25 protein-coding genes are annotated in these 26,733 nt (G+C 72.3%); 17 read left to right on the forward strand and 8 right to left on the reverse strand.

The genetic code is table 11. The features are described 5' to 3' along the window. Positions 1-52 precede the first annotated feature (52 nt). From BM076_RS12290 to BM076_RS12335, 10 genes are all read left to right on the forward strand, one after another. On the forward strand, positions 53-253 hold the full coding sequence (locus BM076_RS12290) for a hypothetical protein (protein WP_143120560.1): 201 nt from the start codon (positions 53-55) through the stop codon (positions 251-253). Positions 254-428: 175 nt separating this feature from the next. Beyond that, positions 429-695 (forward strand): acyl carrier protein, encoded by a 267-nt coding sequence (locus BM076_RS12295; protein WP_093713507.1) that lies wholly within the window; start codon positions 429-431, stop codon positions 693-695. 39 nt (positions 696-734) lie between these two features. Beyond that, positions 735-1,343, forward strand: coding sequence for an acyl-CoA dehydrogenase family protein (locus tag BM076_RS12300; protein WP_093713508.1), 609 nt, complete (start codon positions 735-737; stop codon positions 1,341-1,343). Continuing rightward, positions 1,340-2,476 carry an acyl-CoA dehydrogenase family protein gene (locus tag BM076_RS12305; RefSeq protein WP_093713509.1) on the forward strand — a complete coding sequence of 379 codons (1,137 nt, stop codon included), beginning with the start codon at positions 1,340-1,342 and terminating at the stop codon, positions 2,474-2,476. The genes BM076_RS12300 and BM076_RS12305 overlap by 4 nt, the downstream gene beginning before the upstream one ends. Further along, complete coding sequence (locus tag BM076_RS12310) at positions 2,473-3,075, forward strand: GNAT family N-acetyltransferase (RefSeq protein WP_093713510.1); 603 nt, start codon at positions 2,473-2,475, stop codon at positions 3,073-3,075. Before BM076_RS12305 ends, BM076_RS12310 begins: the two co-directional genes overlap by 4 nt. Next, positions 3,072-3,572: a GNAT family N-acetyltransferase gene (locus BM076_RS12315; protein WP_093713511.1), complete on the forward strand. Its 501-nt coding sequence runs from the start codon at positions 3,072-3,074 to the stop codon at positions 3,570-3,572. Before BM076_RS12310 ends, BM076_RS12315 begins: the two co-directional genes overlap by 4 nt. After that, a complete protein-coding gene (locus BM076_RS12320; RefSeq protein ID WP_093713512.1) occupies positions 3,565-4,002 on the forward strand; it encodes a GNAT family N-acetyltransferase in 438 nt (145 codons plus the stop codon). Before BM076_RS12315 ends, BM076_RS12320 begins: the two co-directional genes overlap by 8 nt. Before the next feature lie 3 nt (positions 4,003-4,005). After that, positions 4,006-4,596, forward strand: a complete 591-nt coding sequence (locus tag BM076_RS12325; protein WP_093713513.1) for a GNAT family N-acetyltransferase — start codon at positions 4,006-4,008, stop codon at positions 4,594-4,596. Beyond that, positions 4,593-8,105 carry a S41 family peptidase gene (locus tag BM076_RS12330; protein WP_093713514.1) on the forward strand — a complete coding sequence of 1,171 codons (3,513 nt, stop codon included), beginning with the start codon at positions 4,593-4,595 and terminating at the stop codon, positions 8,103-8,105. Before BM076_RS12325 ends, BM076_RS12330 begins: the two co-directional genes overlap by 4 nt. Then, the gene (locus BM076_RS12335) at positions 8,102-8,947 is read left to right on the forward strand and encodes a 4'-phosphopantetheinyl transferase family protein (protein WP_093713515.1); all 846 of its coding nucleotides are present in this window, start codon (positions 8,102-8,104) and stop codon (positions 8,945-8,947) included. The genes BM076_RS12330 and BM076_RS12335 overlap by 4 nt, the downstream gene beginning before the upstream one ends. A gap of 36 nt (positions 8,948-8,983) precedes the next feature. Here BM076_RS12335 and BM076_RS12340 read toward each other — a convergent pair whose 3' ends face one another. Then, positions 8,984-9,541, reverse strand: coding sequence for an RNA polymerase sigma factor (locus tag BM076_RS12340; protein ID WP_093713516.1), 558 nt, complete (start codon positions 9,539-9,541; stop codon positions 8,984-8,986). Positions 9,542-9,984: 443 nt separating this feature from the next. Here BM076_RS12340 and BM076_RS12345 point away from each other — a divergent pair, with 443 nt between their 5' ends. Genes BM076_RS12345 through BM076_RS12355 form a run of 3 tightly spaced genes read left to right on the forward strand, consistent with a single transcriptional unit; the run spans position 9,985 to position 13,354 of the window. Beyond that, positions 9,985-11,556 carry a CDP-glycerol glycerophosphotransferase family protein gene (locus BM076_RS12345; RefSeq protein ID WP_245796006.1) on the forward strand — a complete coding sequence of 524 codons (1,572 nt, stop codon included), beginning with the start codon at positions 9,985-9,987 and terminating at the stop codon, positions 11,554-11,556. Positions 11,557-11,558: 2 nt separating this feature from the next. Beyond that, positions 11,559-12,275, forward strand: coding sequence for an IspD/TarI family cytidylyltransferase (locus BM076_RS12350; RefSeq protein ID WP_093713518.1), 717 nt, complete (start codon positions 11,559-11,561; stop codon positions 12,273-12,275). Between the two features lie 5 nt (positions 12,276-12,280). Continuing rightward, on the forward strand, positions 12,281-13,354 hold the full coding sequence (locus BM076_RS12355) for an NAD-dependent epimerase/dehydratase family protein (RefSeq protein WP_093713661.1): 1,074 nt from the start codon (positions 12,281-12,283) through the stop codon (positions 13,352-13,354). Between the two features lie 104 nt (positions 13,355-13,458). Here the strand turns inward: BM076_RS12355 and BM076_RS12360 are convergent, their stop codons facing one another. Continuing rightward, the gene (locus BM076_RS12360) at positions 13,459-14,268 is read right to left on the reverse strand and encodes an acyltransferase (protein WP_093713519.1); all 810 of its coding nucleotides are present in this window, start codon (positions 14,266-14,268) and stop codon (positions 13,459-13,461) included. Between the two features lie 319 nt (positions 14,269-14,587). On the opposite strand from BM076_RS12360, the gene BM076_RS12365 reads away from it, so the two are divergent. Beyond that, positions 14,588-15,724, forward strand: a complete 1,137-nt coding sequence (locus tag BM076_RS12365; protein ID WP_093713520.1) for an L-talarate/galactarate dehydratase — start codon at positions 14,588-14,590, stop codon at positions 15,722-15,724. Between the two features lie 57 nt (positions 15,725-15,781). Here BM076_RS12365 and BM076_RS12370 read toward each other — a convergent pair whose 3' ends face one another. From BM076_RS12370 to BM076_RS12380, 3 genes are all read right to left on the reverse strand, one after another. Further along, a complete protein-coding gene (locus tag BM076_RS12370; protein WP_093713521.1) occupies positions 15,782-17,434 on the reverse strand; it encodes an MFS transporter in 1,653 nt (550 codons plus the stop codon). Between the two features lie 204 nt (positions 17,435-17,638). Then, positions 17,639-18,037, reverse strand: coding sequence for a RidA family protein (locus BM076_RS12375; RefSeq protein WP_093713522.1), 399 nt, complete (start codon positions 18,035-18,037; stop codon positions 17,639-17,641). Further along, entirely contained in the window at positions 18,034-19,167 is a 1,134-nt protein-coding gene (locus tag BM076_RS12380) for an acyl-CoA dehydrogenase family protein (protein WP_093713523.1), read from the reverse strand. The genes BM076_RS12375 and BM076_RS12380 overlap by 4 nt, the downstream gene beginning before the upstream one ends. A 103-nt stretch (positions 19,168-19,270) precedes the next feature. Between BM076_RS12380 and BM076_RS12385 the strand changes: the two genes are divergently transcribed. Both BM076_RS12385 and BM076_RS12390 read left to right on the forward strand, forming a co-directional pair. Beyond that, positions 19,271-20,878, forward strand: a complete 1,608-nt coding sequence (locus BM076_RS12385; protein ID WP_093713524.1) for an AMP-binding protein — start codon at positions 19,271-19,273, stop codon at positions 20,876-20,878. A 74-nt stretch (positions 20,879-20,952) separates the two neighbouring features. Beyond that, the gene (locus BM076_RS12390) at positions 20,953-21,768 is read left to right on the forward strand and encodes a PaaX family transcriptional regulator (protein WP_093713662.1); all 816 of its coding nucleotides are present in this window, start codon (positions 20,953-20,955) and stop codon (positions 21,766-21,768) included. 7 nt (positions 21,769-21,775) lie between these two features. On the opposite strand, the gene BM076_RS12395 is transcribed toward BM076_RS12390, so the two are convergent. Together BM076_RS12395 and BM076_RS12400 are read right to left on the reverse strand one after the other, a co-directional pair. Next, entirely contained in the window at positions 21,776-24,124 is a 2,349-nt protein-coding gene (locus BM076_RS12395; protein WP_177246422.1) for a bifunctional salicylyl-CoA 5-hydroxylase/oxidoreductase, read from the reverse strand. 2 nt (positions 24,125-24,126) lie between these two features. Next, positions 24,127-24,954, reverse strand: a complete 828-nt coding sequence (locus BM076_RS12400; RefSeq protein ID WP_093713525.1) for an enoyl-CoA hydratase family protein — start codon at positions 24,952-24,954, stop codon at positions 24,127-24,129. A gap of 294 nt (positions 24,955-25,248) precedes the next feature. Between BM076_RS12400 and BM076_RS12405 the strand changes: the two genes are divergently transcribed. After that, a complete protein-coding gene (locus BM076_RS12405) occupies positions 25,249-25,698 on the forward strand; it encodes an ATP-binding protein (protein ID WP_093713526.1) in 450 nt (149 codons plus the stop codon). Between the two features lie 27 nt (positions 25,699-25,725). On the opposite strand, the gene argF is transcribed toward BM076_RS12405, so the two are convergent. After that, positions 25,726-26,724: an ornithine carbamoyltransferase gene (argF, locus tag BM076_RS12410; protein WP_093713527.1), complete on the reverse strand. Its 999-nt coding sequence runs from the start codon at positions 26,722-26,724 to the stop codon at positions 25,726-25,728. Positions 26,725-26,733: the final 9 nt, after the last annotated feature.

Here is a 26,733-nt window from a genome sequence, read left to right on the forward strand (position 1 = left end):
TCCGGGATCCCACCCGGGGCCCGGAATTCCTTTCACGGAAGGTGTGATTTCTTTGTCGTCCAAGATCGCTGTGAAGGCCGCCGTCAAGGCCGCGTCCAAGGCTGCCTCGAAGGCCGCCTCCAAGGCCGCGAGCAAGGCGGCCGTGAAGGAGTCCTCGAAGGCGGCGAGCAAGGCCGCGTCGAAGGCTGCTTCCAAGGCCGCGTCCAAGGCCGCGAGCAAGGCGGCCGTGAAGGCCGCGTCGAAGGCCGCCTGACCTCGGACTCAGTACCGTCCGAGCGTACGGCCGGCTGATCCGTCGCCGGCAAGGCGCCGCGACCGCCCGCGAGGCGGCCGGCGCCCTGCCGGCGGACCCGCCGGGCCCCGCACGGGACCCGGACACCGGCACCGCCGTTCGGAACCGCCCGCCCAGTAATAAAAGGGGAAGCCCGGTGGAACACGCCGAGATCATCGATCACCTTCAGCATTCCCTCTCCGTGATCCTGGACCGCCCGCTCCCCGAATTCAGCGCGGACACCAGGATTCTCGAAGACCTGGAGATCGACTCCATGCGATTCGTCGAACTCCTCATGAGCCTCGAGGACACCATCGGCCTCGAAGTCGACCCGGAATCCCTCGAACCCGAGGTTTTCCAGTCGGCGGGCTCCTTTGCCGACTACATCAAAATCCGGCTCGACCTCTCCCGGGTCGCCGGATAGCCGGACCGCCGACCACGGCACGGCCCAACGGAGGATTCGATGAGGGACACGCTCATGGCGTGCGAAGCGGCGGCCCACGACGGCGGGTTCACGCCCGGCCTGGAGCTGGCGCTGCGCACGGTGGACACCGCCGTTCCTCCGGGACGCGTCACCGCCCTTCCGGCGGACCGGGTGCCCGCGGGCGCCGTCGTCGTGCCGCACCGCCTCGCCGCGCTGGAAGGCGTGGCCTTCGTGACCTCCGCGCCCGCCGGGCCGGAACCCGCCCACGCCCAGGGGGACCACCGCACCGTGTTCGCCGCGCTGCTCGGCGCGGTACGGGTGGGTGTGTCCCGCAGGCTGCTCGACGACGCCGTCGCCCATCTGTCGGGCCGGGCGGCCGGCGGCGAGCCCCTGATCCGCAAACAACTCGTGCTCGGCACCGTCGCCGATGTCATCACCGCGCTCGACGCCGTACGCCAACTCCTGTGCGTCGCCCACCGCGTGCCCCGAGCGGTGACCGACGCGCACGACCGGATCACCGCGCTCGACTGGGACACCGCCAAGCTCTTCGGGGCCTCCGGCTTCCTCGCCGACGGCCCGGTGCGCGGTGCGTATGTCGGCCGGCTCGCGGCGGACTGCTGGACCGACCGGGAGGACGTACAGCCATGATCCCCCTCGACACTCCGCTGCGGGAGCTGCGCGAGCAGTGCCGGGAGGCGGGCGCGGAACTGCGCGCGCACGCCCTGGCCGTCGACGCCGACCCGGCGGGCACCGCCCACCTCGACCTGCCGATCCTCGCGCTGGTCAGGTCCGCCTCCACGCCCAAGGATTTCCGCACCGACTCCGCCGTGGACGACGGCGGTTACTCCGACAGCTGCCTGTCCCGGGTGGTCGCGGGCGTCGAACTCGCCCGCGGCGACGCGGGGGTGCTGTGCGCCAACACCGGCCCCTCGCTGGCCGGGGTCGCCGTCGACACCCTGGGCAGCCCTGAGCAGCGCGAGCTGTTCTACGAGACCATCGCCGACGGCCGCGCCTGGACGTTCTTCGGCATGACGGAGCCGGCGCACGGCAGCGACGCGACCGCCATGGAGAGCAGGCTCGACGCGGCGGGCGACCCCGCCGACGGTTATCTGCTGTCCGGCACCAAGCGCTATGTGGGCAACGCCTCCCGCGGCGCTATCGGCGTGGTATTCGCCCGCACCGGCCGCACCCCGCTGTCCATCCGCGGCGCCCTGATCCGGCAGCCGGCGCCCGGTTTCCACGGCGAACCGCTGGACATGATCGGGCTGCGCGGCGCCCGGATCTGCCGGCTCGCGATGGACGAGGTGCCGGTGCCGCGCGAGATGCTGCTCGGTGCCCATCTGCCCGCCTCCCGGCGGGGGTTGTGGGGCATCAGCCGCACCTTCAACGCGATGCGGCTGCAGATCGCCGCGCTGGCGCTGGGCACCGCGCTCGGCACCCGTGACTACGTGGTCGAGCAGCGGCCCAACTGGTCGGGCCACGAGGTGATGTCGGCCCGGCTCGACGCGGCGACCGCGCTGCTGTACGAGTCCGCAGCGGCCGTGGACCTGCAACCCGACGCGGTGCGGCCGCCGTCGACGGCCAAGCTGCACATCACCGACCTCGCGGTACGCACCAGCCGGTGGGCGGCGCGGGCGCTGGGGCCCGGCGCGCTGCTGGAGCACCCGCTGCTGGAGAAGTGGAGCCGGGACGTGCTCGCCTTCGAGTTCATGGACGGCACCAGCAACATCCAGCGGCTGCACATCACCCATGACCTGTCCTCGCGGAAGGTGCGGACATGACCACGACCACGGACATGACCGCCGCCGGCACGGGAACCGGCCTCGCGACCGGCCCCGACACATACGCCGCCGCCGATCCCTCGACGGACCTGAGCGGCGCCGCCCCGGAAGGCACCGGCTTCCGCTGGTCCGCGCGCCCGGTCACCGCGGCCGACCACGCCGCCGTACTGGACCTCTTCACCGAACCCGACTTCTACTTCCGCACCCACCGCCCCGACACCCGCCCGCAGTGGGAGGTCCTCTCGCTGCTCGACGAGGACACCCGGCTGCTGAGCGCGGACGGCCGGCCGGTGGGCCTGTACGCCCTGGAGGTCAGCGGCGGTGAGCACGCCTGCCACTTCTTCCTGCACCTGCGGCTGACCGCCCGCCTGCGCCCGGACGCCTGGGCGTCGGCGTACCGCGAGCTGATCAGGGCGCTGCGCTGGCAGCGCGAGGTGGTCCGACTGGCCGTCGTCGTCGGCGAGTTCGACGACCGAGGGCTGACCGCCGCCCGGCTGGCCGGCTTCGCCGAGGAAGGCGTCCTGGCCGGGAACATCGTCCACGACGGGCACCGCCGCGGTTCCGTCTTCCTCTCCCGGATCTGGGAGCCCACGTCATGATGCTGCGCGGATACCGGGACTCCGACCTGCCGCTGCTCAGCGGCGACTGGCTGCCGGGCGAGCTGCTCGGTCTGCCCGTGCCGGGCCGGCCCCCGCTGGCCGAACCCGCCCGGGTGCCCGCACCCCGCGATCCGGCGGAGGACGGGGCCACCGGCGAGGACGACGAACTGTGCGTCGTCCCGGGCGCCGGCTTCGTCCGGCTGGCCGCCGTGGACTGGGTGCACCGCAGGGCGCGCCTGGAGATCGGGCTGCGGCCCGGCGCGGAGGGCGGCGCCGAGCCGCTGCTGAAGGCCGCGCTCGACCACGCCTTCCGGGCGCTGAATCTGCGCCGCGTCTTCGGCTGGGTGACACCGGCCGTACCACTGCCGTCCGGGCTGCCGCGCGACGCGCTGCTGCGCGACGCGGGCCTGGCCCCGGAGGCCGACGTCCCGCGGGCGCTGTGGCTCGACGGCCGCCCGGTGGCCCGACAGATCTGGGGAGCGACCCGCCATGGCTGACCTGAGCCTGCTCGGCACCGCCGAGGCCGCCGCGCGGCTGAGCGCCGCGCCGCAGACCGCCCGCGGCTTCCTCGGCCTCGACCCGGTCACCCAGAACGCCGCGCTGCTCGCGCGCGAGCTGACCCGTACCGGGGCGCAGGTGCTCAGCGCCGACGGCGTGCTGCTCGGCTACGCGCCCAACTCCGTTCAGCCGCGCCAGGGTTGGGTCGCCACCACGTCCGCGGATCCGGCGCCGCTGGCCGCGCTGCTTGACTTCCTGCGCACCTATCGCCGCTGCACCTCCTACGTCGCGGAGGTCCCCGAGGGCGCGCCCGCGGTGGCCGCGCTTGAGGCGTGCGGTTTCACCGGCGCGGGCCGGCTGCCCGGTCATGTCTTCCACTCCGGCGGCTACCACGACGTGCTGGTCTACAGCGCCACCCAGGAGGGCTGAGCCATGCCGTTCGTGACCGTCCGGCACTTCACCGAGGACGACATCCCCACCCGTACCGCCCTGTTGCGCGAGTCGCGCTTCCAGGCGAATCTCACCGACTTCGCGGTCGTCAGCGCCGACGACGCCCTGACCGCCAACCAGCGCCGCACCATCGAGCGGGAGCACGCGGTCAAGCGGATGTTCACCCTGTGCGGCAGCGGCGGCGGCACCGTCGGCTTCGCCTGGATCACCTCGATCGACTGGCCGGGCCAGACGTGCGAGCTGTCCTTCGGCGTGCTGCCCGAGTGCCGCGGCCGGTACGGCGCCGCCGCCGTCGCCGCCGCCCACGCCCACATCCGCGCGGAGTTGAACATGCGGGTGGTCGTCAACCAGGTCCTGGAGCACAACACGATGCTCGTTCCGGCCGAACTCCTCAGTGAGCAGCGGCGGGTCCGCTGCGCGTACGACTCCTACACCGTCGGCGAGTGGCGCACCGCGTGCTACTGGACCGAGAGCGAGCAGGACGTCGCCCGGCAGCGCGAGCAGGCCGCGCAGCGGCGCCGCGCGATCGCCGACCGTATCCGCACCGCGTCCGCGTCACCCCTGCCGTCATGAACGCCCGTACCGCGGAAGGCGGTTATCTGCACCACGCGACGATCGCGGGCGACACCGTGGCGTTCGTGTGCGAGGACGAGCTGTGGACGGTGCCGGCGGACGGCGGCACCGCGCGCCGGCTCACCGCGGGCAGCACCGCGTGCGCGGGGCCGCGGCTGTCGCCGGACGGCCGGCGGATCGCGTTCACCGGCACCTTCGACGGCCTCACCGAGGTGTGCCTGACGTCGGTGTCCGGCGGTCCGGTGCGGCGACTGACGTACCAGGCGGGCCGCTGCGCGGTCGCCGGCTGGCACCCACTGACCGGTGAGGTGCTGTACGCGAGCACCGCGGGCCAGCCCGAGGGCTTCGGCTTCCGGCTGTTCGCGGTGCACGCCGACGGCGGCCCGCCGCGGCTGATCGAGGCGGGCCCTGCCGCGGCCGTCTCGTACGGCCCCGGCGGGGGCTGCGTGATCGGCCGCAGCATCGCCGACCCGGCACGGCGCAAGCGCTACCGGGGCGGCGCGGCGGGCGAGTTGTGGGTGGACGCGGACGGCACGGGCGACTACCGGCGGCTCGACCTGCCCGCGGGCAACCAGGCCGACCCCTGCTGGGTGGGCGACCGGATCTACTTCATCAGCGACCACGAGGGCATCGGCAACGTCTACTCCTGCCACCCGGACGGCACGGGTCTGACCCGGCACACCGACCACGACGAGTTCTACGCCCGCGGCCTGTCCACCGACGGCCGCCGGCTGGTCTACCACAGCGGCGCGGTGCTGCACGTGCTGGACCCGGCGCGCGGCGGCAGCAGGCCGCTGCCGACCGACCTGGCGCCCGCGGGCGTCCAGCACCAGCGCCGTATCGTCTCGGCGACCGGCTTCCTGGACGGCGCGCACCTCAACCCCGACGGGACGGGCCTGGCGATCACCGCGCGCGGCAAGGCGTTCACGCTGGCCCCCTGGTCGGGTCCTGTGCGCCGGCACGGCCGCGCCGACGGCGTCCGCTACCGGCTGCTGAACTGGCTCGCGGACGGCGAACGGCTGGTCGCGGTGGCAGGCGACGACGGACCTGGCGAACGGCTCGCGCTGCTGCCCGCCGAGGGCGGCGCCGAGCTGCTCGGGGTGTCGCTGACCGACCTCGGCTACGTCACGGCGCTGGCCGCCTCGCCCGCCACCGGGCAGGTCGCCTTCGCCACCAACCGGCAGGAGCTGTGGAGCGTCGACACCGACCGGCCGCGCCTGGAGCCGCGGCTGCTCGACACCAGCGCGCACGAGCGGATCGAGGACCTGGCCTGGTCGCCGGACGGCCGCTGGCTCGCCTACACCTATCCCGACACGCCCCGAAGCACCGCGATCAAGGTCGCCGAGGTCGACACGGGGCAGACCTTCCGGGTCACCCGCCCGGTGCTGCGCGACGCGCTGCCCTGCTTCGACCCGCTGGGCCGCTATCTGTACTTCGTCGGGCAGCGCGATCTGACGCCCGAGCACGACCAGGTGCAGTTCGAGATCGGCTTCCCCTTCGGCGCCCGGCCGTACGCGGTGCCGCTGACCGCCGGCCAGCAGCCGCCGTTCGTGACGCCGGGGCCGTCGGACGACGCGGGCGGCTTCGACGGACTGGGCGGGCTGGGCGAGCTCGACGTGCTGGACCGGCGCGGCGGACTTGACCCCCTCGACGGGCTGGACGGCCTCCTGCTGGACGGGCCCGGCGCCCCGGATGCCGCCGACGGCCCGGACGGGGAAGCGTACGGCGACGGAGCCGGGTACGAGGACGGCGATCAGGAACACGGCCGGGTGGCGATCGACTTCGAGGGCATCGAGCGGCGGCTCGTCCCGCTGCCCGTGCCCGAGGGCCGGTACGCGACGGTGCTCGGCCTGCCCGACTGCGTGCTGCTGCTGTCGGTGCCGCTCAGCGCGCCGGAACCCGACGACCCGCCGCAGCAGCAACAGGAGGGCAGCGTCACGCTGGTGGACCTCGCGACAGGCGACGTCACCGAGGAGTACCTCGGCCCGGTCGACGAGATCAGCACCGACCGGGCGGGCACCTCACTGCTCTACCGGCACAATCACCGGCTGCGCGTCGTCCCGGCGGGCGCCCCCAAGGAGGCCGTCGAGGACTTCGACACGCCCATCGCGCCGCCCGGCCGGCCCACCGGCTGGATCGACCTGGACCGGGTGAAGATCCCGTTCGTGCCGGCCGCCGAATGGCGGCAGATGTTCCGCGAGGCGTGGCGCCTGCAACGCGAGAGCTTCTGGAACGCCGACATGTCGGGGATCGACTGGGACGCGGTGCACAGCTGCTATCTCCCGCTGCTCGACCGGGTCGCCACCCGCGCCGAACTCTCCGACCTGGTCTGGGAGTTGCACGGCGAACTGGCCACCTCGCACGCGTACGAGCGGGGCGGCGACTACGGCGAGCGCGGCGGCGAGGCGCAGGGTTTCCTCGGCGTCGACTGGGTGCCGGCGCCCGAGGCCGACGGCCGCTGGCGGATCGCGCAGGTGCTGCGCGGCGACCCGTGGAATCCGGACGCCACCTCGCCCTGCGACCGGCCCGGTGTCGACATCCGCGCGGGCGACGAGATCGCCGCGGTCGACGGCAGGCCGGTCGGCCCCGGCGGCCCCGCCGAACTGCTCACCGGACTCGCCGGACGCGAGGTCGAACTGACGGTGCTGCGCTACGGCGCCCGGCCGCGCCGGGTCGTGGTCAGGGCCGCGCGCAGCGAGGCCCGCGCCCGCTACCTGGACTGGGTCGCCCGCAACAGCGCCTACGTGGACGAGGTGTCGCACGGCCGGCTCGCGTATCTGCACGTGCCGGACATGTTCCGTACCGGATACGCCGATTTCGTCCGGCAGTTCCTCGGCGGCCTGGACCGCGAGGGCCTGGTGGTCGACGTGCGGTACAACGGCGGCGGGCATGTCTCCCCGCTGCTGCTGGACCGGCTGGCCCGCAGCAGGACCGGCGCCGAGCACGGCCGGTGGAGCGGCGCGGTGCCGTATCCGCTGGAGTCGCCGCGCGGACCGATGGCGGCGCTGATCAACGAACAGACCGGTTCGGACGGCGAGATCTTCGGCCACATGTTCCGCGAGCGCGGGCTCGGCACCCTCGTCGGCACCCGCACCTGGGGCGGCACCATCGCCACCTGGCCGCGGCACGGCCTGGTCGACGGCACCGTCACCACGCAGCCGGAATTCTGCTACTACTTCCGCGGTGTCGGCGCGGGCCTGGAGAACCGCGGCGTGGAGCCGGACATCACGGTCTCCGTCGTCCCGGCCGGCCCCCGCCCGGGCCTGGACGCCCAACTCGCCACCGCCGTCAGCCACTTGCTGACCGTCGTCGCGGGCGCCTCCCCCTCACCTGGTTTCGGCGAACCGGAGACGGCGGCCTCCGGCCCGGTGGGTGTCGGCGCCGGCTCCCCGGCGGCCCCGCGTACGGCACCGGCCCGCCCCGCCCGCACCCGCACCACGGGAAGCACCGGCACCCGCAAAGCCGCGGACACGGGCGGCGGCCCGGACACGGGAGGGACCAGCGGATGACCGGGACACGGCCGGCCGCGGCAACGCGACCGCCGACCGGCACGGCGGACCGTACGATGCCGGATCCGGTCAGCAGGACCGGCCACGCGGTGCCGGATCCCGATGGCACGACGGGCCGTACGGCCACCGGCGTGGCGGTGTTCGCGCCGCCCGCGCGCGGCGTCTGCGATGTGTGGCTGGTGCCGGTGCGGCGGCGGGCGGAGTGGGTGGGGCTGCTCGGGTCCGAGGAGCGCGCGCGGTGGCGGACGATCGGCGCGGGGCCGGCCGCGGACACGCTGCTGACCTCGCGGGCCGCCCAACGGCTGGTCGTGGCACGCTACTTGGGCGTGTCCCCGGAGGAGGTGACGGTCGAGCGGAGTTGCGCGCTGTGCGGCGCGCCCCGGCACGGACGGCCGCGGGTGCCGGGCGCCGCCGTCGACTTCTCGGTGTCGCACACCGACCAGTGGCTGCTGATCGCGGTCGTCGGCGGCGCGGACGGAAGCCTGGTCGGCGCCGACCTCGACCGCCTGGACCCGGGCCGTGACGCGGACGGCCTCGCGGCACTCACCCTGACCCCGGCCGAGCACGCCGCGTACGTCCAACTCCCGGATCCGGAACGGCCGGTGGCGTTCCTGGACGCCTGGGTGCGCAAGGAGGCGGCGATGAAGCTGACGGGCCACGGCCTGTCCGCTCCCCCGGCCGCCATCGACGTCCGCACCCCGCTGGCCACCGCACCGGGTGTCACGACCTGGCCGCGGACGGCGCTGCACCTGACCGCGCTCGCGGCGCCACCCGGCCACCGCGCGGCCCTGGCGACGACCGCGCCCCTGACCCGGGTCGAACGGCACACGCTGCCGGAGTGAGCGGTCAACCCCGGCGACCCGAAAATTGACGTGCCGTCAGACCTCGGAGCCGCGGCCTGAACCGGGCTGGTCGAGCCAGGACTTGAGCTGGTCGGCGAGCCGCCGGTGCGCGCGCCTGACGCGCGACTCCACGATGCCCGGCGGCACTTCGGTGATCCGGGCGACCTCGTCGACCGACAGATTCTCGACCTCGACGAGGTAGAGCGTGACGCGGACGATCGGCGCGAGGGCGTCCTTCGCGTCGCGGATCACCTCGTCGGGACTGGTGGGAGCCGACGGCACGGACCGCGGCGCGCCGCCGCGCAGCTCCTGCGAGTCGAACCAGGCGCCGACCAGATGACCGTAGAGCCAGGGAACGACACCGCCGGCCGGCCGCGCCCAGTGGAAATCGCGCACCGCCCGCTCGAAGGTCCGCCCCACCAGCTCCTCGGCTGCGGCCTGACCGGAGGTCATCCACCGGGCGCCTGCGTAGACGCGGTCGAGATGGACGAGCACGTCGCGCTCGAAACGCCGGTCCTCCGACGGAGCGTCGCCGTAGGACGGCCGGACCACCATGGTGCTCATATCGCTCTCCTCGCCGACGACGTCCCGCATCGATCGATGATCGATCAGACCACTTACGGGAACCGCCTGTCCAACACCGAGTCCGAATGATGGCGATAGGCAGGGGCTATGGAGGCTGACCACAGGGCGCGGGACCCGGAACCGGGCGGCGGACCGCCGCCGCCACCCATCGATCCCCCTCTGGACAACGTTGTCATTTCCGGCAATTTAAAGCTTTACGACTCCTTGGTGAACCCATTGGTTCGTGCGCTACCATCCCCCCACCTCCAGCGCGGAACCCGCACTTCCGCGCTGTGACGCAGCCCCCACGCAACGCGACCGCCAGCAGCGGAAGGACGAGGATGACGCGTACATCTGTCGAGTCGATCTCCTGGGAACGAGTGCACCTCACCCTGGATGTCGCTCTCAGAGGCTTCTCAGGAAACGCTAACAGTCTTCGCTTCCTGCTCATTGACGACGATCGCGAACTTCCGGTGAACAGTAGGCAAATCACCGCGGAACAGCACAGGCTGGAGATCAACGTCACCAACTTCGCGGACCGCCGTCAGGTGCCCAACGGCACCTGGCGCATCGTCCCGACCTGCGACGACGAAAAGTTGCCTGCAGCCACCTTCGACCTCGACGCGGCGGACCGCCTCGACATCGATTCCCGGACCTTCCTGTACGACCGCAACCGCACGGCGTACGTCATCGGCTTCGGGATATCGGACGACGAGGACAGCCCCGAGTTTCTGATGCGGACGTATCAGCTCTTCCGCGGCGCCGGGCCGGCCAAGAACCCGGTGAAGAAACCGCTCGGCAAGCGGCTGGCGCTGAAGGTGCTGCCGCGGGCCCGGCGCCGGAAGATCGCCCAGCGCCTGTACTGGACGGCGCGGCGCGTCCGGCCGCCGAAGGGCGACCGCATCCTGTTCGCCTCCGAGATGCGCACCTCGCTCGGCGGCAACCTGGCCCGCGTGCACGACCGGATGATCGAACGCGGCCTGGACAAGAAGTACACGTTCAACCACTCGTTCCGGGTGCCGGCCACGGCCAACAAGTGGAGCACGCTGCGCCTGATCTACTTGCTGGCGACGTCCGACACCGTGCTGATGGACGACTATTTCGGCCTGCTGGGCAATCTGGAGGTCTCGCCCGACACCAAGATCATCCAGCTCTGGCACGCCGGCAGCGGCTTCAAGGCGGTCGGCTACAGCCGGTTCGGCAAGTACGGTTCGCCGAAGCTGTCCAACGCGCACCGCAAGTACACCTATGTCATCACCGGCTCCAAGCACCTGGTGCCGGTGTACGCCGAGGCGTTCGGCATCGAGGAGTCCGCGGTGGTGCCGACGGGCCTGCCCCGGATCGACACCTTCCTCGACGAGGAGCGGTCGCAGAAGGTCAAGGACGACTTCTTCGCCGCCCACCCGGAATTCCGCGGCAAGAAGATCGTGCTGTTCGCGCCGACCTTCCGCGGCAAGAGCATCGGGGACGCGCACTACCCGTACGAGCGGATCGACTTCGCCAAGCTGCACGAGGTCTGCGGCGACAAGTACGTGGTGCTCTTCCGGATGCACCACTTCATACCGGACGCCCCGCCGATCCCGGACCAGTACCGCGACCGGCTGGTGGACTTCGCGGCCTTCCCCGACACCAACGACCTGCTGCACGTCACCGATGTGCTGGTCACGGACTACTCGTCGGTGATCTACGAGTACACGCTGCTGGACAAGCCGATCCTGTTCTACGCGTACGACAAGGACACGTACTCGGTGATCCGCGGCTTCCACCGCGACTACGACAGCGTCGCGCCCGGCACCATCTGTGTGACCTTCGACGATCTGCTCAAGGCGCTGCAGGACGAGGACTTCGACCTGTCGAAGGTCGAGACCTTCCGGCGGGAGAACTTCGACTACGTCGACACCAATTCGGCGGACCGGGTCATCGACTGGCTGATCGTCGGCGGCACCGACCCCGAGCACATGCCCGGCGAGCACAAGTGGCTCGCGTCCGTCCCGGAGGAGCCGGCCGTGGCCGACGAGCCCCTCAGCGATCAGTCGGAAGCGTGACCATGAACGTCGCCATGCTCTTCGCCGGTGGCATCGGCTCGCGCATGAACTCCCGTGCGCTCCCCAAGCAGTTCCTGGAGATCCACGGCAAGCCGATCATCATCCACACCCTCGAACGCTTCGAGACGCACCCGGAGATCGACGCCATCGCGATCGCCATACTCCCGGAGTACCGGGAGTACATGGAGAAGCTGCTCAAGCGGTACGAGATCCAGAAGGTCAGGTGGATCGTGGACGGCGGCAGTACCGGCCAGGAGTCGCGGCACAACGCGCTCAGGTCGGTCGCCGCCGACTGTCCCGACGACACCGTCGTCCTCATCCACGACGGTGTACGGCCGCTGATCGACGCGCAGTTGATCAGCGCCAACATCGCGATGGTGCACGAGCACGGCTCGGCCATCACCTGCACCAAATTCAACGAGACCGTCGTGTCCAGCGCGCGGGACCACATCGACGACGTGATCCCGCGGGACAACATCTACGCGGCCCAGGCCCCGCAGAGCTTCCACCTCGGCGAGATCCTCGCGCTGTACGACCGGGCGGTCGCCGAGGACGAGCACGACACCATCGACTCGTGCTCGCTGATGCACCGCTACGGCCACAAGATCTACCGGGTGGTCGGACCGCGCTCCAACATCAAGATCACCACGGCCGAGGACTTCTACCTCTGCCGCACGTTCTTCGAGATCATTGAGAACCAGCAGATCGTAGGTATGTGATACCCGTGCCCACCCCGTCCACCGACTCCAGCCCGGTCGTGCAGCACGACCTCCACGAGATCCTCGACCGCGACCTGCCCTGGGAGGAACTGTCGGGCGCCGCGGTGCTCGTCACCGGTGCGAGCGGCATGCTGCCGTCGTACGTCGTCCGCACCCTGCTGGCGCTCAACGACCGTGCGGGGGCCGGCATCACGGTGCACGGTCTGGTGCGCGACGGGGACAAGGCCCGCCGGCTGCTCGCCGATGTGCTCGACCGGCCGGACTTCCACCTCCTCGTCCAGGACGTGACGGCCCCGGTCGACCTGCCGGGTCCCGTCGACTACGTGATCCACGGGGCGAGCGCCGCACGGCCCGCGCTGCACGGCAGCCGGCCGGTGCTGACCATCAAGGCGAATCTGCTGGGCACTTTCAATCTGCTCGACCTGTGCGTGGACAAGGGCAGCCGCGGCTTCGTGCTGATGTCGTCGGCGGAGGTCTACGGCGCCCAGCCCGACGGGACCGAACTCATCGGCGAGGAGAGCTACGGCGGCTTCGACTTCCTCAACCCGCGGGCCTGCTACGCCGAGGGCAAGCGCGCGGCGGAGACGATCTGCACGACGTATCAGGCGCAGTACGGCGTGACCAGCCGCGTCGTCCGGTTCGGCCATGTCTACGGTCCCGGCATGGCGCTGGACGACGGCCGAGTGCAGGCGGACTTCGCGGCGAGCGTGGTGTTCGGCAAGGACATCGTGCTCAACAGCGACGGTTCCGGTGTGCGGACCTACACGTATGTGGCGGACGCGGTGGCGGGGCTGTTCTACGCGCTGCTGCGCGGGGAGGAGACCGCGTACAACGTGGCGGACCCGGCGGGCCTGGTGTCGATCCGGCGGCTGGCGGAGCTCTTCACCGAGGTGCGTCCGGAGCGCGGGCTGCGGCTGCGCTTCACCAATGAGTCCGACGCGCGGTCCTACAGCCTGGTCAAGAAGCAGGGCCTGGACAGCGCGCGGCTGGCGGCGCTCGGCTGGCGCCCGGTGGTGGAGCTGTCGAACGGGCTGAACCGGATGGTGACGCATCTGGAGGCGGACGCGGCGGCCGGCTAGCGCCCCGGGGGACGAAAAAAGCTTCGGGTGCGGAATTCCCCTCCGCGCCCGAAGCAATTTCCTTGTGCCCGCTCCGCCGTCAATTCACCGGCGGCCCCGCGGGATCAGGACGACCGCATTTTCCTGATTTTCCGCCGCGCCGGCGCGGGCAGGAGTCCGGCCGCGCGCCGCTTCATTCCCCCGCCCTGCTTCCGCACCACCGGATTGTCCGGCACGGCGCGGTCGTCGGTGAGATTCCAGTACTGCGACGATTTCTCGCCCTTGCGCGGATATTCCTCGTTCGGGCGGCGGGGCACGACCTCGGGGCGCTCCCACGCGATGTTGCGCCGCACCACACGGGCCGGTGCTCCGACGGCGACGCAGTTGTTGGGGATGCGGGAGGTGACGATGCTGCGGAAGCCGATCACCGACCCGTCGCCGATGGTGACACCGCCCATCACGACGGCGTGCTTGGCGATCCAGACGTGCTCACCGACGACGATGGACCGGGACGGGTTCACCCGCTTCTCGGTCCGCACGTCGTAGATCGGGTGCGTGTCGTCCCCTCTGACCTCGATGTTCTTGGCGAACATCACATCGGCGCCGATCGTCACGGACACGCCCTCGACCGCGCTGATGAAGGCGCGGCCGGCGCAGCCCACGTTCTCCCCGATCCGGATCAGGGACTCGTGCCCGCAGCGCAGCTCGAAGCGCAGCCCGGCCCGCTTCTTCGTCGTCCGCTCGATCTCGATCCGCCCGTTGTCGCCCGTGAAGGTGACGAGCAGATCCTTGACGTCCGCCTTGGAGTCGATGACGAGTGTGTTGTTCGACCCCTTGAAGCGGATATCGATCTTTTCCTCGATGGGCTCGCCGTCGTAGATGATCTCGTTTCCCTGATCGTCCTTGTGGCGTTGCAGTGTGCGCACTTGCAGCATCGCGAATCGAGGGGCGTCTTCGATCGACTGCGATCGTCTTCGAGCGGTTCGAAGTGGGCCCTGCCCCTCGCACCTCCATTCCGGCCTGAGATTTCCGTCAAGCTATCAGATGGAGTTGTGCCTGAATATTGGTGCGGCCGAACCGATCACCGGCTCTTCGGGATGCGGACAGCCCCGTTCGGGGTGTGGACACCCCGGCCGCTGACTGGCACATTATTCATGGATGAACCCATGATTCACATATGCGACCCGAGATGACCCAGGTACACCCGAGGTACAACCCAGGCACGACCGAGGTACGACCCAGGAGGTCCGCGTGATGAGCACTCCGCCCGCCGGTGACCGGATACGTACGGTCCGGTTGTCGTCCGTCGGGCTGCCGCTGGCGGTGCCGGTCAGTGACGCGAAGGTGCTGACCGGGGTGCAGGCGCCGATGACCGAGGTGGTGCTGCTGTTCGCGGAGATCACCACCGAGGACGGCCACGAGGGGATCGGCTTCGGCTACGCCAAGCGGGCCGGCGGTCCCGGGCAGTTCGCGCACGCGCGGGAGATCGCGCCGGTGCTGGTGGGCGAGGACCCCAACGACATCGGGCGGCTGTGGGACAAACTGGTGTGGGCGGGCGCCTCGGTGGGGCGCAGCGGGCTCGCGACACAGGCGATCGCGGCCTTCGACATCGCGCTGTGGGACCTCAAGGCCAGGCGCGCCGGGCTGCCGCTGGCCAAACTGCTGGGCGCGCACCGGGATTCGGTGCGCTGCTACAACACCTCGGGCGGCTTTCTGCACACCCCGGTCGAGCAGGTGATGGAGAACGCGACCGCGTCGCTGGAGCGCGGGATCGGCGGCATCAAGATCAAGGTCGGCCAGCCGGACAGCGCGGCCGACCTCAAGCGGCTGGCGGCGGTGCGGGCCCATCTCGGCGACGACGTACCGCTGATGGTCGACGCGAACCAGCAGTGGGACCGGCCGACCGCCGGGCGGCTCGGGCGGGCCCTTGAGTCCTTCGGGCTGACCTGGATCGAGGAACCGCTGGACGCCTACGACGCGGAGGGGCACGCGGCGCTGGCCGCCGCCCTGGACACCCCGATCGCCACCGGCGAGATGCTGGCGAGCGTCGCGGAGCACATGGCGCTGATCGACGCGCGGGCCTGCGACATCATCCAGCCGGACGCGCCCCGGGTCGGCGGCATCACGCAGTTCCTGAAGCTGGCCGCGCTCGCCGACCACCACCGGCTGCAACTGGCGCCGCACTTCGCGATGGAGGTCCATCTGCACCTGGCGGCGGCGTATCCGCGCGAGCCGTGGGTCGAGCACTTCGAGTGGCTGGAGCCCCTCTTCCACGAGCGGCTGGAGATCAGGGACGGCCGCATGCACCTGTCCGACCGCCCGGGCCTCGGCATCACCCTCACCGACCGGGCCCGCGCCTGGACCAGGGAGCACTACGAGACCGGAGCCTGATCCGCGGGACCCGATTCCAAAGGGCCCGATCCGCGGGCCCGGTCCGCGGGGCGGGCCCTAGGAGCGCCGGCCGCGCAGTCGGAGCCAGACGTCGCGGGCCTGGCGGCCCGCCGCGGTGCGGCTGCGGGCGACCAGCCGGCGGGCCTGGCCCGGTGTCTCCACCATGGCCCGCGAGCCGGACAGCGGCTGGCCCGCCGTCTCGTAGAGGAAGACGGTGGAGATCAGTCCGATGACGCCGGCCACCATCAGGTAGTAGGCCGGGACCATGTCGTTGCCGGTGGCCGCGACGAGCGCGGAGGCGAACAGCGGGGTGGTGCCGCCGAAGAGGGAGACGGAGATGTTGAAGGCGATGGACAGCGCGCCGTACCGCATCCGGGTCGGGAAGAGCGCGGGGAGCGTGGCCGCCGAGGTGCCGGCGAAGGTGACGAGCAGCAGTCCGAGGATCGCGCAGCCGACCGCGGGCAGCGCGATGCCGCCCTGCCGGATCAGCAGGAAGGCCGGAATGGACAGCGCGATCAGCGCGACGCTGCCCGTCATGAAGACCGGCCGCCGCCCCCAGCGGTCGGAGGTGCGGCCGACGAGCGTGATGGTCAGCACCACCAGCAGCATTGTGCCGAGCACCAGCAGTTGTGCGGTGGTGTCACCCATGTCGAGGGTGTCCGTCATGTAGGTCGGCAGGTAGGACGTGACCATGTAATTGGTGACGTTGTAGAGCAGCACCAGACCCATGCAGATGAGCATCGCCTGCCAGTGGTCGGTGAAGATCTCCTTCAGCCGCCCGCCCCCGGACTGCCGGGCCTCGTCCACGGCGGTGCCGCCCGGCGCCGCGCGGGCGGCCTGGGCGGCCTCCTCCTTGAAGGCGGGGGTGTCCTCCAGCTTCAGCCGCATGTAGAGGCCGACGACCCCCAGCGGCCCGGCGACCAGGAACGGGATCCGCCACGCCCAGCTCTCCAGGCCGTCCGAGCCGACGGACAGGGTGAGCACGGTGACCAGGCCGGAACCGAGCGAGTAGCCGACGAAGGTGCCGAAGTCGAGCCAACTGCCGAGGAATCCGCGCCGCCGGTCGGGCGCGTACTCCGCGATGTACGTGGTCGCGCCCGCGTACTCGCCGCCCGTGGAGAAGCCCTGCACGAGGCGGCAGACCAGCAGGAGCAGCGGCGCGAGCAGGCCGACGGAGGCGTGCGAGGGCAGCAGGCCGACGGCGAAGGTGCTCGCCGCCATCATGATCATGGTGATCGCGAGGACCTTCTGCCGCCCGATCCGGTCGCCCAGCGGCCCGAAGACGAATCCGCCCAGCGGCCGTACGAGGAAGGCGGCGGCGAAGGTCGCGAAGGTCGACACGACCTGCGTGCCGGGCGAACTGGAGGGGAAGAAGACCTTGCCGAGGGTGCCCGCCAGATAGGCGTAGACGCCGAAGTCGAACCACTCCATGGTGTTGCCGAGCGCCGCCGCGCCGACCGCGATCCGTACCTTCGGCAGATCGGCGACGGCGACGTCCTCGGCGCTCAGCGCGCGCTTGCGGCGGCGCAGCAGCGTGCGGTAGAGCTGGTCGACCCGCTCCCCCGAGTGCCCTTGGCGCACCCGGTCCGATCGGTCCCGCGCCCGTTCCGGCTTGTGCTGTGTCCGGTCCCGCTTGCCACGCGCCCGTTCCGGCTTCTCGCGTCCGCGCTCGCGCCGGGGCCCGCCCGTTCTCCGGCCGTGCGTGTCCATGACCCGTCCTCCTCGTCGGCTTCGCTCCTTCCTATCCGGCCGACTTGCCGACGGGCCCCAGGCACAGCGGCCGTTCACTCCAGGAGCGGAGCGTACGGCCCAGTGCCGACGGTGCGGACCGGGCCGGATCAGGCCGGACCGGGTCGGATCAGGACGGATCAGGCCGGATCACCGGGAGAACGGATCGCAGGGCCGCGGGGCGGGTTACGGCAGGACGGCGATGCCGTCGATCTCCACCAGGGCCTGCTCGTCCCAGAGCCTGACCGCGCCGATCACCGCCATCGCCGGATAGTCGCGGCCCGCCGACTCCCGCCAGATACGGCCGAGTTCGGCGGCGTGCGCGCGGTAGTCGGCGACGTCCGTGGCGTAGACGGTGACCCGGGCCAGATCGGCGGGGGTGCCGCCGGCCGCGCGCAGGGCGGTGAGGAGATTGCCCAGCGCGCGCCGGAACTGCGCGGGCAGGTCGTCGCCGACGACCGCGCCGGAGGCGTCGAGCGCGGTCTGGCCCGCCAGCATGACCAGGGTGCGACCGGTGGCGCTGACGGCGTGCGAGAAACCGCTCGGCGGGGACAGTTCCGCGGGGTTGATACGGCGCAGGCTCATCGGTACAACTCCCTGGCGATGATGGTGCGTTGCACTTCGGTGGCGCCCTCGTAGATCCGCGGCGCGCGGACCTCGCGGTAGAGGTGTTCGAGCAGGTGGCCGCGGCGCAGGGCGCGGGCGCCGTGGATCTGGACGGCGGCGTCCACCACGTACTGCGCGGTCTCGGTGGCGAAGAGCTTGGCCATCGCCGCCCGGGCGGTCAGATCGGCGGCGCCGGTGTCGTACGCGGCGGCCGCCGCGTACACCAGCAGCCGGGCCGCCTCGGTGCGGGTGGCCATTTCGGCGAGCGGGTGCGCCACCGCCTGGAGGTCCTTCAGCGGGCCGCCGAAGGCGGTGCGTTCCCCGGCGTGCGCGACGGCGGCGTCCAGCGCGGCCTGCGCCATGCCGACGGCGAAGGCGCCGACGCTCGGCCGGAACAGGTCGAGGGTGGCCATCGCGGTACGGAAACCGTGGTCGGGCACGCCGAGCAGATCGTCGGCGCCGACCGGGACGCCGTCGAAGACCAGCCGTCCGATCGGGTGCGGCGAGAGCATGTCGAGGTGCTCGCCGGTCAGCCCCGGCCGGTCGGCGGGGACGGCGAAGGCGGTGACGCCGCGCGCGCCGCTGCCGCCGGGACCGGGGCCGGGCGCTGTGCGGGCGAAGACGGTGAGGATGTCGGCCTCGGGCGCGTTGGAGATCCAGCACTTCTCGCCGGTCAGCCGCCAGCGCCCCGGGCCGTCCGGCTCGGCGGCCAGGGTCAGCGCGGCGGCGTCGGAGCCCGCGCCGGGCTCGGTGAGCGCGAAGGCGGCCACCGCCCGGCCGGCCGTCACCTCGGGCAGCCAGCGGGCGGCGACCGCGGGCGCGGTGAGCAGCGGATGGGCGCCCAGCCCCTGGAGCGCGAGCGCGGTCTCGGCCTCGGTGCACTCGCGCGCGAGCGATTCCCGCAGTACACAGAGATCGAGGGCGGACACGGGCGCGCCGTCGCCGGGCAGCACCCGGGCCAGCAGTCCGAGGGCGCCGAGTTCGGCGAGCAGCGGCCGGTTGACCCGGCCGTCCGCGCCGGCCTCGGCCAGCGGTCGCAGCCGGTCCGCCGCGAGCGCTCTGATCCGGTCCGCCCAGGCCGACCGTTCCGGATCGAGGGTGAACGACATCGCCCGCCTCCCACCTTTATCGCGTCCTGTTGACTGCCGTCATGAACACGTTACGCTGAAACCCCTGCCGCCAGGTGCTTACTCGTCGAGGGGCATTGTCGCCATGGACCTGCTGCCTTCAGCCCATGTGGACACCTTCGCGCGCGACCATCTCCCGCCGCCCGAGCAGTGGCCGCACCTGGACCCCCACGACGCGGGCGCCGGCCCCGGCTATCCCGACCGGCTCAACTGCGCCGCCGAGCTGCTGGCCGGCGGCCGGCCCGGCGCGCCCTGCCTGCGGCTGCCCGACGGCTCCGAATGGACGTACGCGGACCTGCGCGCCGCCACCGCCCGGATCGCCCATGTGCTGACCGACGAGCTGGGCGTGGTGCCCGGCAATCGGGTGCTGCTGCGCGGGCCGACCACCGCCTGGCTGGTGGCCTGCTGGCTCGCGGTGCTTGAGGCGGGCGCGATCGCGGTCACCGTGCTGGCCGCCCAGCGGGCGCACGAGCTGGCGGCGGTGGGCCGGATCGCCCGGGTCTCGCACGCGCTGTGCGACGCGGGCTGTCTCGACGAGCTGGTCGCGGCCGAGCTGCCGGACCTGCGGATCACGCCGTTCGGCGGTACGGGCGAGGACGATCTGCTGCGGCTGGCCGCGGGCCGCCCCGAGACGTACGACCCGGTGCCCACCTCGGCCGACGACGTGGCGCTGATCGCCTTCACCTCGGGCACCACCGGGCTCCCCAAGGGCTGTATGCACTTCCACCGCGATGTGCTGGCGATAGCGGACACCTTCTCGGCGCGGGTGCTGCGGCCGGTCGCCGACGACGTCTTCACCGGCAGCCCGCCGCTGGGCTTCACCTTCGGCCTCGGCGGCCTCGTCGTCTTCCCGATGCGCGCGGGCGCCTCCACGCTGCTGCTGGAGCGGGCCGGGCCCGAGGAACTGCTCACGGCGATCGAGAAGCACCGCGTCACCGTGCTGTTCACCGCGCCGACCGCGTACCGCGCGATGCTCACCGACCTGGCGTCGTACGACGTGTCCTCGCTGCGCCGCTGCGTGTCGGCGGGCGAGAATCTGCCGGCCGCGACCTGGATGGGCTGGCACGAGCGGACCGGGCTGCGGCTGATCAACGGGATCGGCGCGACGGAATTGCTGCACATCTTCATCTCCGCCGCCGACGAGGCGGCCAGGCCCGGCGCGACGGGTGTGCCCGTGCCCGGTTACGACGCGCGGATCGTGGACGAGCGGCTGCGGCCGGTGCCGGACGGCGAGCCCGGGCTGCTGGCCGTCCGCGGACCGACCGGCTGCCGCTATCTGGCCGACGAACGGCAGACGCAGTATGTGCGCGACGGCTGGAATCTGACCGGCGACACCTACGTCAGGGACGCCGACGGCTACTTCCACTACGTGGCGCGCGCCGACGACATGATCATCTCGGCGGGCTACAACATCGCGGGCCCGGAGGTCGAGGAGGCGCTGCTGCGCCATCCGGACGTGCGGGAGGCCGCGGTGATCGGGGTGCCGGACGAGGAGCGCGGCCAGATAGTGCGGGCCTTCGTGGTGCTGCACGACGGGGTGCAGGGCGGCGAGCGGGCGGCGGTCGCGCTGCGCGACTTCACCAAGAGCGTGATCGTGCCGTACAAGGCGCCGCGCGACATCCGTTTCCTGCCCGCGCTCCCCCGCACGCCGACCGGCAAGCTCCAGCGCTTCCGGCTCCGCGACCTGGACTGAGCCCCCGGCCCGGACCGGTGGGCCGGGTCGGTGGGCCGGGCAGGATCCGTACGACAGGCCCTAGGGTGATCACCGTGACCGAGCAGCACACCCCGGGTTCCCTGATCCTCAGCTTCTACGGCGCCTACGGGCGCGCGGAACTGGCCGGGCGGGTCCCGGTCGCCGTGCTGATCCGGCTGATGGGTGCGGCGGGCGTCGACGCGCCGTCGGTGCGCTCGGCGGTCTCGCGGCTGAAGCGGCGCGGGATGCTGGTCTCCGAGCGGGTCGGCGGGGCCGCGGCGTACGCGCTGTCGCCGGACGCGCGACTGGTGCTCGCGGACGGCGACGGCCGGATCTACGGCTCGGGCGCGGCGGCGGAACCCGATCCGGAGGACTGGCTGCTCGCGGTGTTCTCGGTGCCGGAGTCCGAGCGGCACAAGCGGCACCTGCTGCGGTCCCGGCTCGCCGGGCTCGGCTTCGGCACGGCAGCGCCGGGGGTATGGGTGGCGCCGGGCGCGCTGCACGAGGAGACCCGGCACATGCTGCGGCGGCTCGAACTGGCCCCGTACGTGGACCTCTTCCGCGGCGCGCACCTCGGTTTCGCCGCGACCGCGGAGGCGGTACGGCGCTGGTGGGACCTGGAGGCGCTGGCCGCGCTGCACCACGCTTTCCTGGCGGCGCACGAGCCGGTGCTCGCGCACTGGTCGGCCGCCGCTCCCCCGCCGCCGGACCTGGCCTTCCGCGACTATCTGCGGGCCCTGGACTCCTGGCGCAGGCTGCCCTACGCCGACCCGGGGCTGCCGCCCGCGCTGCTGCTCGCGGACTGGCCGGGCGCCCGCTCGGCGGCGGTCTTCACGGCGCTGCACGTACTGCTGCGCGACGCGGGCGCCCGCTTCGTGACCTCGGCCTGACGAGCCGTCAGGAATCCAGCGTGAGGCGGGGCTTGGGCGCGTCGGTGCGGCCGGTGGGCGGCGGCCTGCGGCCGGCGAGGTACGGCGCGGGCCAGGGCGCGGCCGGGCCCGCATAGGACTGCTCGGCGGCGGCGTGCAGCGTCCAGTGCGGATCGTACAGATGCGGGCGGGCCAGCGCGCACAGGTCGGCGCGCCCGGCCAGCAGCAGCGAATTGACGTCGTCCCAGGAGGAGATGGCGCCGACCGCGATCACCGGCAGGCCCGTCTCGTTGCGGATCCGGTCGGCGAAGGGCGTCTGGTAGGAGCGGCCGTACGCGGGCCGTTCGTCGGCGACGACCTGGCCGGTGGAGACGTCCACGATGTCGGCGCCGTGGTCGGCCAGCGCGCGGGCGACGGCGACGGCGTCGTCCCCGGTGGCGCCGCCCGGCGCCCAGTCGGTGGCGGAGATCCGCACGCTCAGCGGCTTGTCCGACGGCCACATCTCCCGTACGGCGTCCAGGACTTCGAGGGGGAAGCGGAGCCGGCCCGCGAGGTCGCCGCCGTAGCGGTCGGTGCGCCGGTTGGTGAGCGGGGACAGGAAGGAGGAGAGCAGATAGCCGTGCGCGCAGTGCAGTTCGAGCAGGTCGAAGCCGGCCCGGGCGCCGCGCTCGGCCGCCGCCGCGAACTGCTCGCGGATCCCGGCCAGTTCACGGTCGGTGAGGGCGTGCGGGACCTGATTGACGCCCTCGCGGTACGGCAGCGCCGAGGGCGCGACCAGCGGCCAGTTGCCGTCGGGCAGCGGCTGGTCGATGCCGTCCCACATCAGGCGGGTGGAGCCCTTGCGGCCGCTGTGGCCGAGCTGGAGCCCGATCGCGGTGCCCGGCGCGTCATGTCCCGGGCTGTCCTGGCCTGTGCCGCCCTGCTGGTGGACGAAGTCGGTGATCCGCCGCCAGGCGGCCTCCTGTTCGTCGTTCCACAGGCCCGTGCAGCCCGGGGTGATCCGGCCGTTCGGACTGACGCACACCATCTCGGTCATCACCAGTCCGGCGCCGCCCAGCGCCCGCGCGCCCAGGTGCACGAGGTGGAAGTCGCCGGGCACGCCGTCGCGCGCCACGTACATGTCCATCGGCGAGACCACGACGCGATTGCGCAGCGTCAGGCCGCGCAGGGTGAAGGGCGTGAACATCGGGGGTGTGCCGGGCGGTGCCCCGAAGCCGCGCTCCACGCCATCGGTGAACTCCCGGTCCCGCAGCCGCAGATTGCCGTGCGTGACGCGGCGGCTGCGGGTCAGCAGATTGAACGCGAACTGCGTCGGCGGCTGGTCCACATAGCTGCCGAGCCGTTCGAACCACTCCAGGCTGGCCAGCGCCGCCCGCTGGGTGCTCTCCACCACCGGCCGCCGCTCGCTCTCGTACGCCGCCAACGCCGCGTCCACGTCCGCCTGTTCGCGCAGGGCAGCGGCGAGCGCCAGGGCGTCCTCCATGGCCAGCTTGGTGCCGGAGCCGATGGAGAAGTGCGCGGTGTGGGCGGCGTCGCCGAGCAGCACGGTCCGGCCGTGCCGCCAGCTGTCATTCGTCACCGTGGTGAAGGACTGCCAGCGCGAGCGGTTGCCGTGCAGCGCTCGGCCGTCCAGCACCCCGGCGAAGAGTTTCTCGCAGGAGGCGATGGCGCCCTCGGCGCCGTCCGGCAGATCCCCGGCCTGTTGGTCGAAGCCGGCGCGCCGCCAGACCTCCTCGGCCATCTCCACCACGAAGGTGCTGGCACCGCGCCGGTACGGGTAGGCGTGCGCCTGCATCACCCCGTACGGGGTCTCCAGGATCTCGAAGCGGAAGGCGTCCAGCGGGAGGTCGGCCGACAGCCAGATGTAGCGGCAGTCGTGCGCGGTCAGCCGCGGGCGGAAGACGTCGGCGTGCGCGGTGCGGGTGGCGCTGTGGGCGCCGTCGGCGGCCACCACCAGGTCGTGGCCCGCGGCGAGTTCGGCGGCGGTGGGCGCGCTCGTGCGGATCCGTACGTCGACGCCGAGGTCGCGGCAGCGCGCGTACAGCAGGGCCAGCAGCCGGCGCCGGTCGAGGGCGGCGAAGCCGTGGCCGCCGGAGCGGGTGAGCCGGTCGCGGTGCCGGATGTCGATCGCGTCCCAGCGCACGAATTCCTTCCGCATCCCCGCGTACACGACCGGGTCGGCGCTCTCGATGCCGCCGACGGTCTCGTCGGAGAAGACCACGCCGAAGCCGAAGGTGTCCTCCGGAGCGCCGCGCTCCCACACGGTGACCGAGCGGCCGGGGTCGAGGCGCTTGAGCAGCGCGGCGGCGTACAGCCCGCCGGGGCCGCCGCCGATGACGGCGACGCGCTCGGCCACGCGGTCGCGGCGGCCGGGCACGGCTAGCGGCCTTCCCAGCGCGGCTCGCGCCTGCCGGTGAAGGCGGCGTGGAATTCGGCGTAGTCGGCGCTGGTCATCAGCAGTGCCTGGGCGGCGGCGTCCATCTCGACGGCGGCGGCCAGCGGCATGTCCAGTTCGGCGGTGAGCAGCTTCTTGGTCTGCTGGTGGGCGAGCGCGGGGCCGTCGGCGAGCCGGCGGGCCAGCGCGGCGGCGGCCCCGTCGGCGCCGCCGTCCGGCGCGGTGACGCTGACCAGGCCGATCCGGTCGGCCTCGGCCGCGTCGATGGTGTCGCCGAGCATCAGCAGCCGGGTGGCGTGGCCGAGGCCGACCAGCCGGGGCAGCAGATAGGCGGCGCCCATGTCGGCGCCGGCCAGGCCGACCCGGGTGAAGAGGAAGGCGAAGCGTGCGGTCGGCTCCACGATCCGGAAGTCGGCGGCGAGCGCGAGAACGGCCCCGGCGCCGGCCGCGATGCCGTGCACGGCGGCGAGCACGGGGAAGGGCGCCTCGCGGATCGCCCGGACGACCTGGCCGGTCATCCGGTTGAAGTCCAGCAGTTCCCCGGTGCCCATGGCGAGGGTGGCGCCGATGATCTCGTCCACGTCGCCGCCGGAGCAGAAGCCGCGCCCGGCGCCGCCGAGCACCAGGGCCCGGGTGTCGCCCTCGCGGGCCAGCTCGGCGAGCAGGTCGCGCAGGTCGGCGTAGGCGCCGAAGGTCAGCGCGTTGAGCCGGTCGGGCCGGTCGAGGGTGACGGTGACGATCCCCGCGGAGCGGTCGACGCGCAGATGGCGCCAGTGACCGGTGGGGCTCGCGGAGCTGGGATACGGACTCATGCGCGGCCTCCTGGACTCGTACCGACGTTATCACCTGTTCGTGACTGTCGTCAGGAGGGCGAGATACGGCAACGCGTCGGGCCGCGGGCTCGGCGGCGCGCCCGGCAGGCGCGCGGACCCGGGTAAAGGCGGTGTCGGACCGGTGGGACTTTGGTCCCCGGGACCTCCGTCCGGACGCCTCTGCTGCCCGGAGTGTCCGATTCCTAAGGTGGAGAACACCAAGGCGATCGACGCCGCGGAACCGCACCGCCGGACCGGAGCGGAACCGCCCACCGGACCAGAACGGAGCCCGCCATGACCAGCGCCAGCCGCACCGCCGGCGAATTCCCCGACCGGCCGACGGTCTGGCGGATCGACCTGCCGCACTCCCCCGCGGCCGTCCCGCTGGCGCGCGCCATGATCCGTACCGTGCTGGTCGAGCTCGGCCAGGACACCGGGCCGGACACCGACACCGCCGAACTGCTCACCGCCGAGGTGGTCGCCAACGCCGTGGAGCACACCCCGCACGGCCCGATCGAGCTGTTCGTGGAGCTGCTGCCGTCCGGTTTCCAGGTGGAGGTGCACGACCAGGGCCTGGACTTTCCCGTCGGCCTGAATCTGCTGATCCCGGCCCAGCCGGACCCGCCGGAGACCGGCGACCTGGACGAGCACGGGCGCGGCCTCATCCTGATCCGCGCGCTGAGCGCGGACTCCGGCTGCCGGCTGACCGGCTCGGGCAAGGCGGTCTGGTTCACCCTGCGCTGAGCCCGGACCGCCGGGCCGCGCCCCGGCTCAGGCCAGCGTCGCGACCAGCACCGCCTTGATGGTGTGCATACGGTTCTCGGCCTGGTCGAAGACCACCGACCGGTCGGACTCGAAGACCTCGTCGGAGACCTCCAGATACGTCAGCCCGGTCCGCTGGTGGATCTCCCGCCCGACCGCCGTGCCGAGGTCGTGGTACGCGGGCAGGCAGTGCATGAAGCGCACGTCCGGATTGCCGGTCGCGGCCAGCACGTCGGCGGTGACGGCGTACGGCGCGAGCAGCGCGATCCGCTCGTCCCAGACCTCCTTGGGCTCGCCCATCGACACCCACACGTCGGTGTGCACGAAGTCCGCGCCGCGCACGGCCTCCGCCACGTCCTCGGTCAGCGTGATCCGTGCGCCCGACGCCTCGGCGAGCCGCCGCGCGTGCGCGACCACGTCCTCCCGCGGCCACAGCGTCGCGGGCGCGGCGATCCGTACGTCCATGCCGAGCAGCGCGCCGGTGACCAGCAGCGAATTGCCCATGTTGGAGCGGGCGTCGCCGAGGTAGGCGTAGGAGATCGCGGTGAGTGGCTTGGAACTGTGCTCGGTCATGGTGAGCACGTCGGCGAGCATCTGGGTGGGGTGCCACTCGTCGGTGAGGCCGTTCCACACCGGGACGCCCGCGTATGCTGCCAGCTCCTCGACGACCTCCTGGCCGTTGCCCCGGTACTGGATGCCGTCGAACATCCGGCCCAGCACCCGGGCGGTGTCCCTGACCGACTCCTTGTGGCCGATCTGCGAGCCGGAGGGGTCCAGATACGTGGTGGACGCGCCCTGGTCGGCGGCGGCGACCTCGAAGGAGCAGCGGGTCCGGGTGGAGGTCTTCTCGAAGACCAGCGCGATGTTCCGGCCGGTCAGCAGCCGCTCCTCGGCGCCGGCCTTCTTGGCGGCCTTCAGCCGCGCGGCCAGCTCCACCAGGTGGCGGAACTCCTCGGGCGTGAAGTCCAGCTCCTTGAGGAAGTGGCGGCCCTTGAGGTCGACGGCCATGCGGAAGCT

This window comes from Actinacidiphila alni (assembly GCF_900112845.1).
Classification (GTDB): Bacteria; Actinomycetota; Actinomycetes; order Streptomycetales; family Streptomycetaceae; genus Actinacidiphila; species Actinacidiphila alni.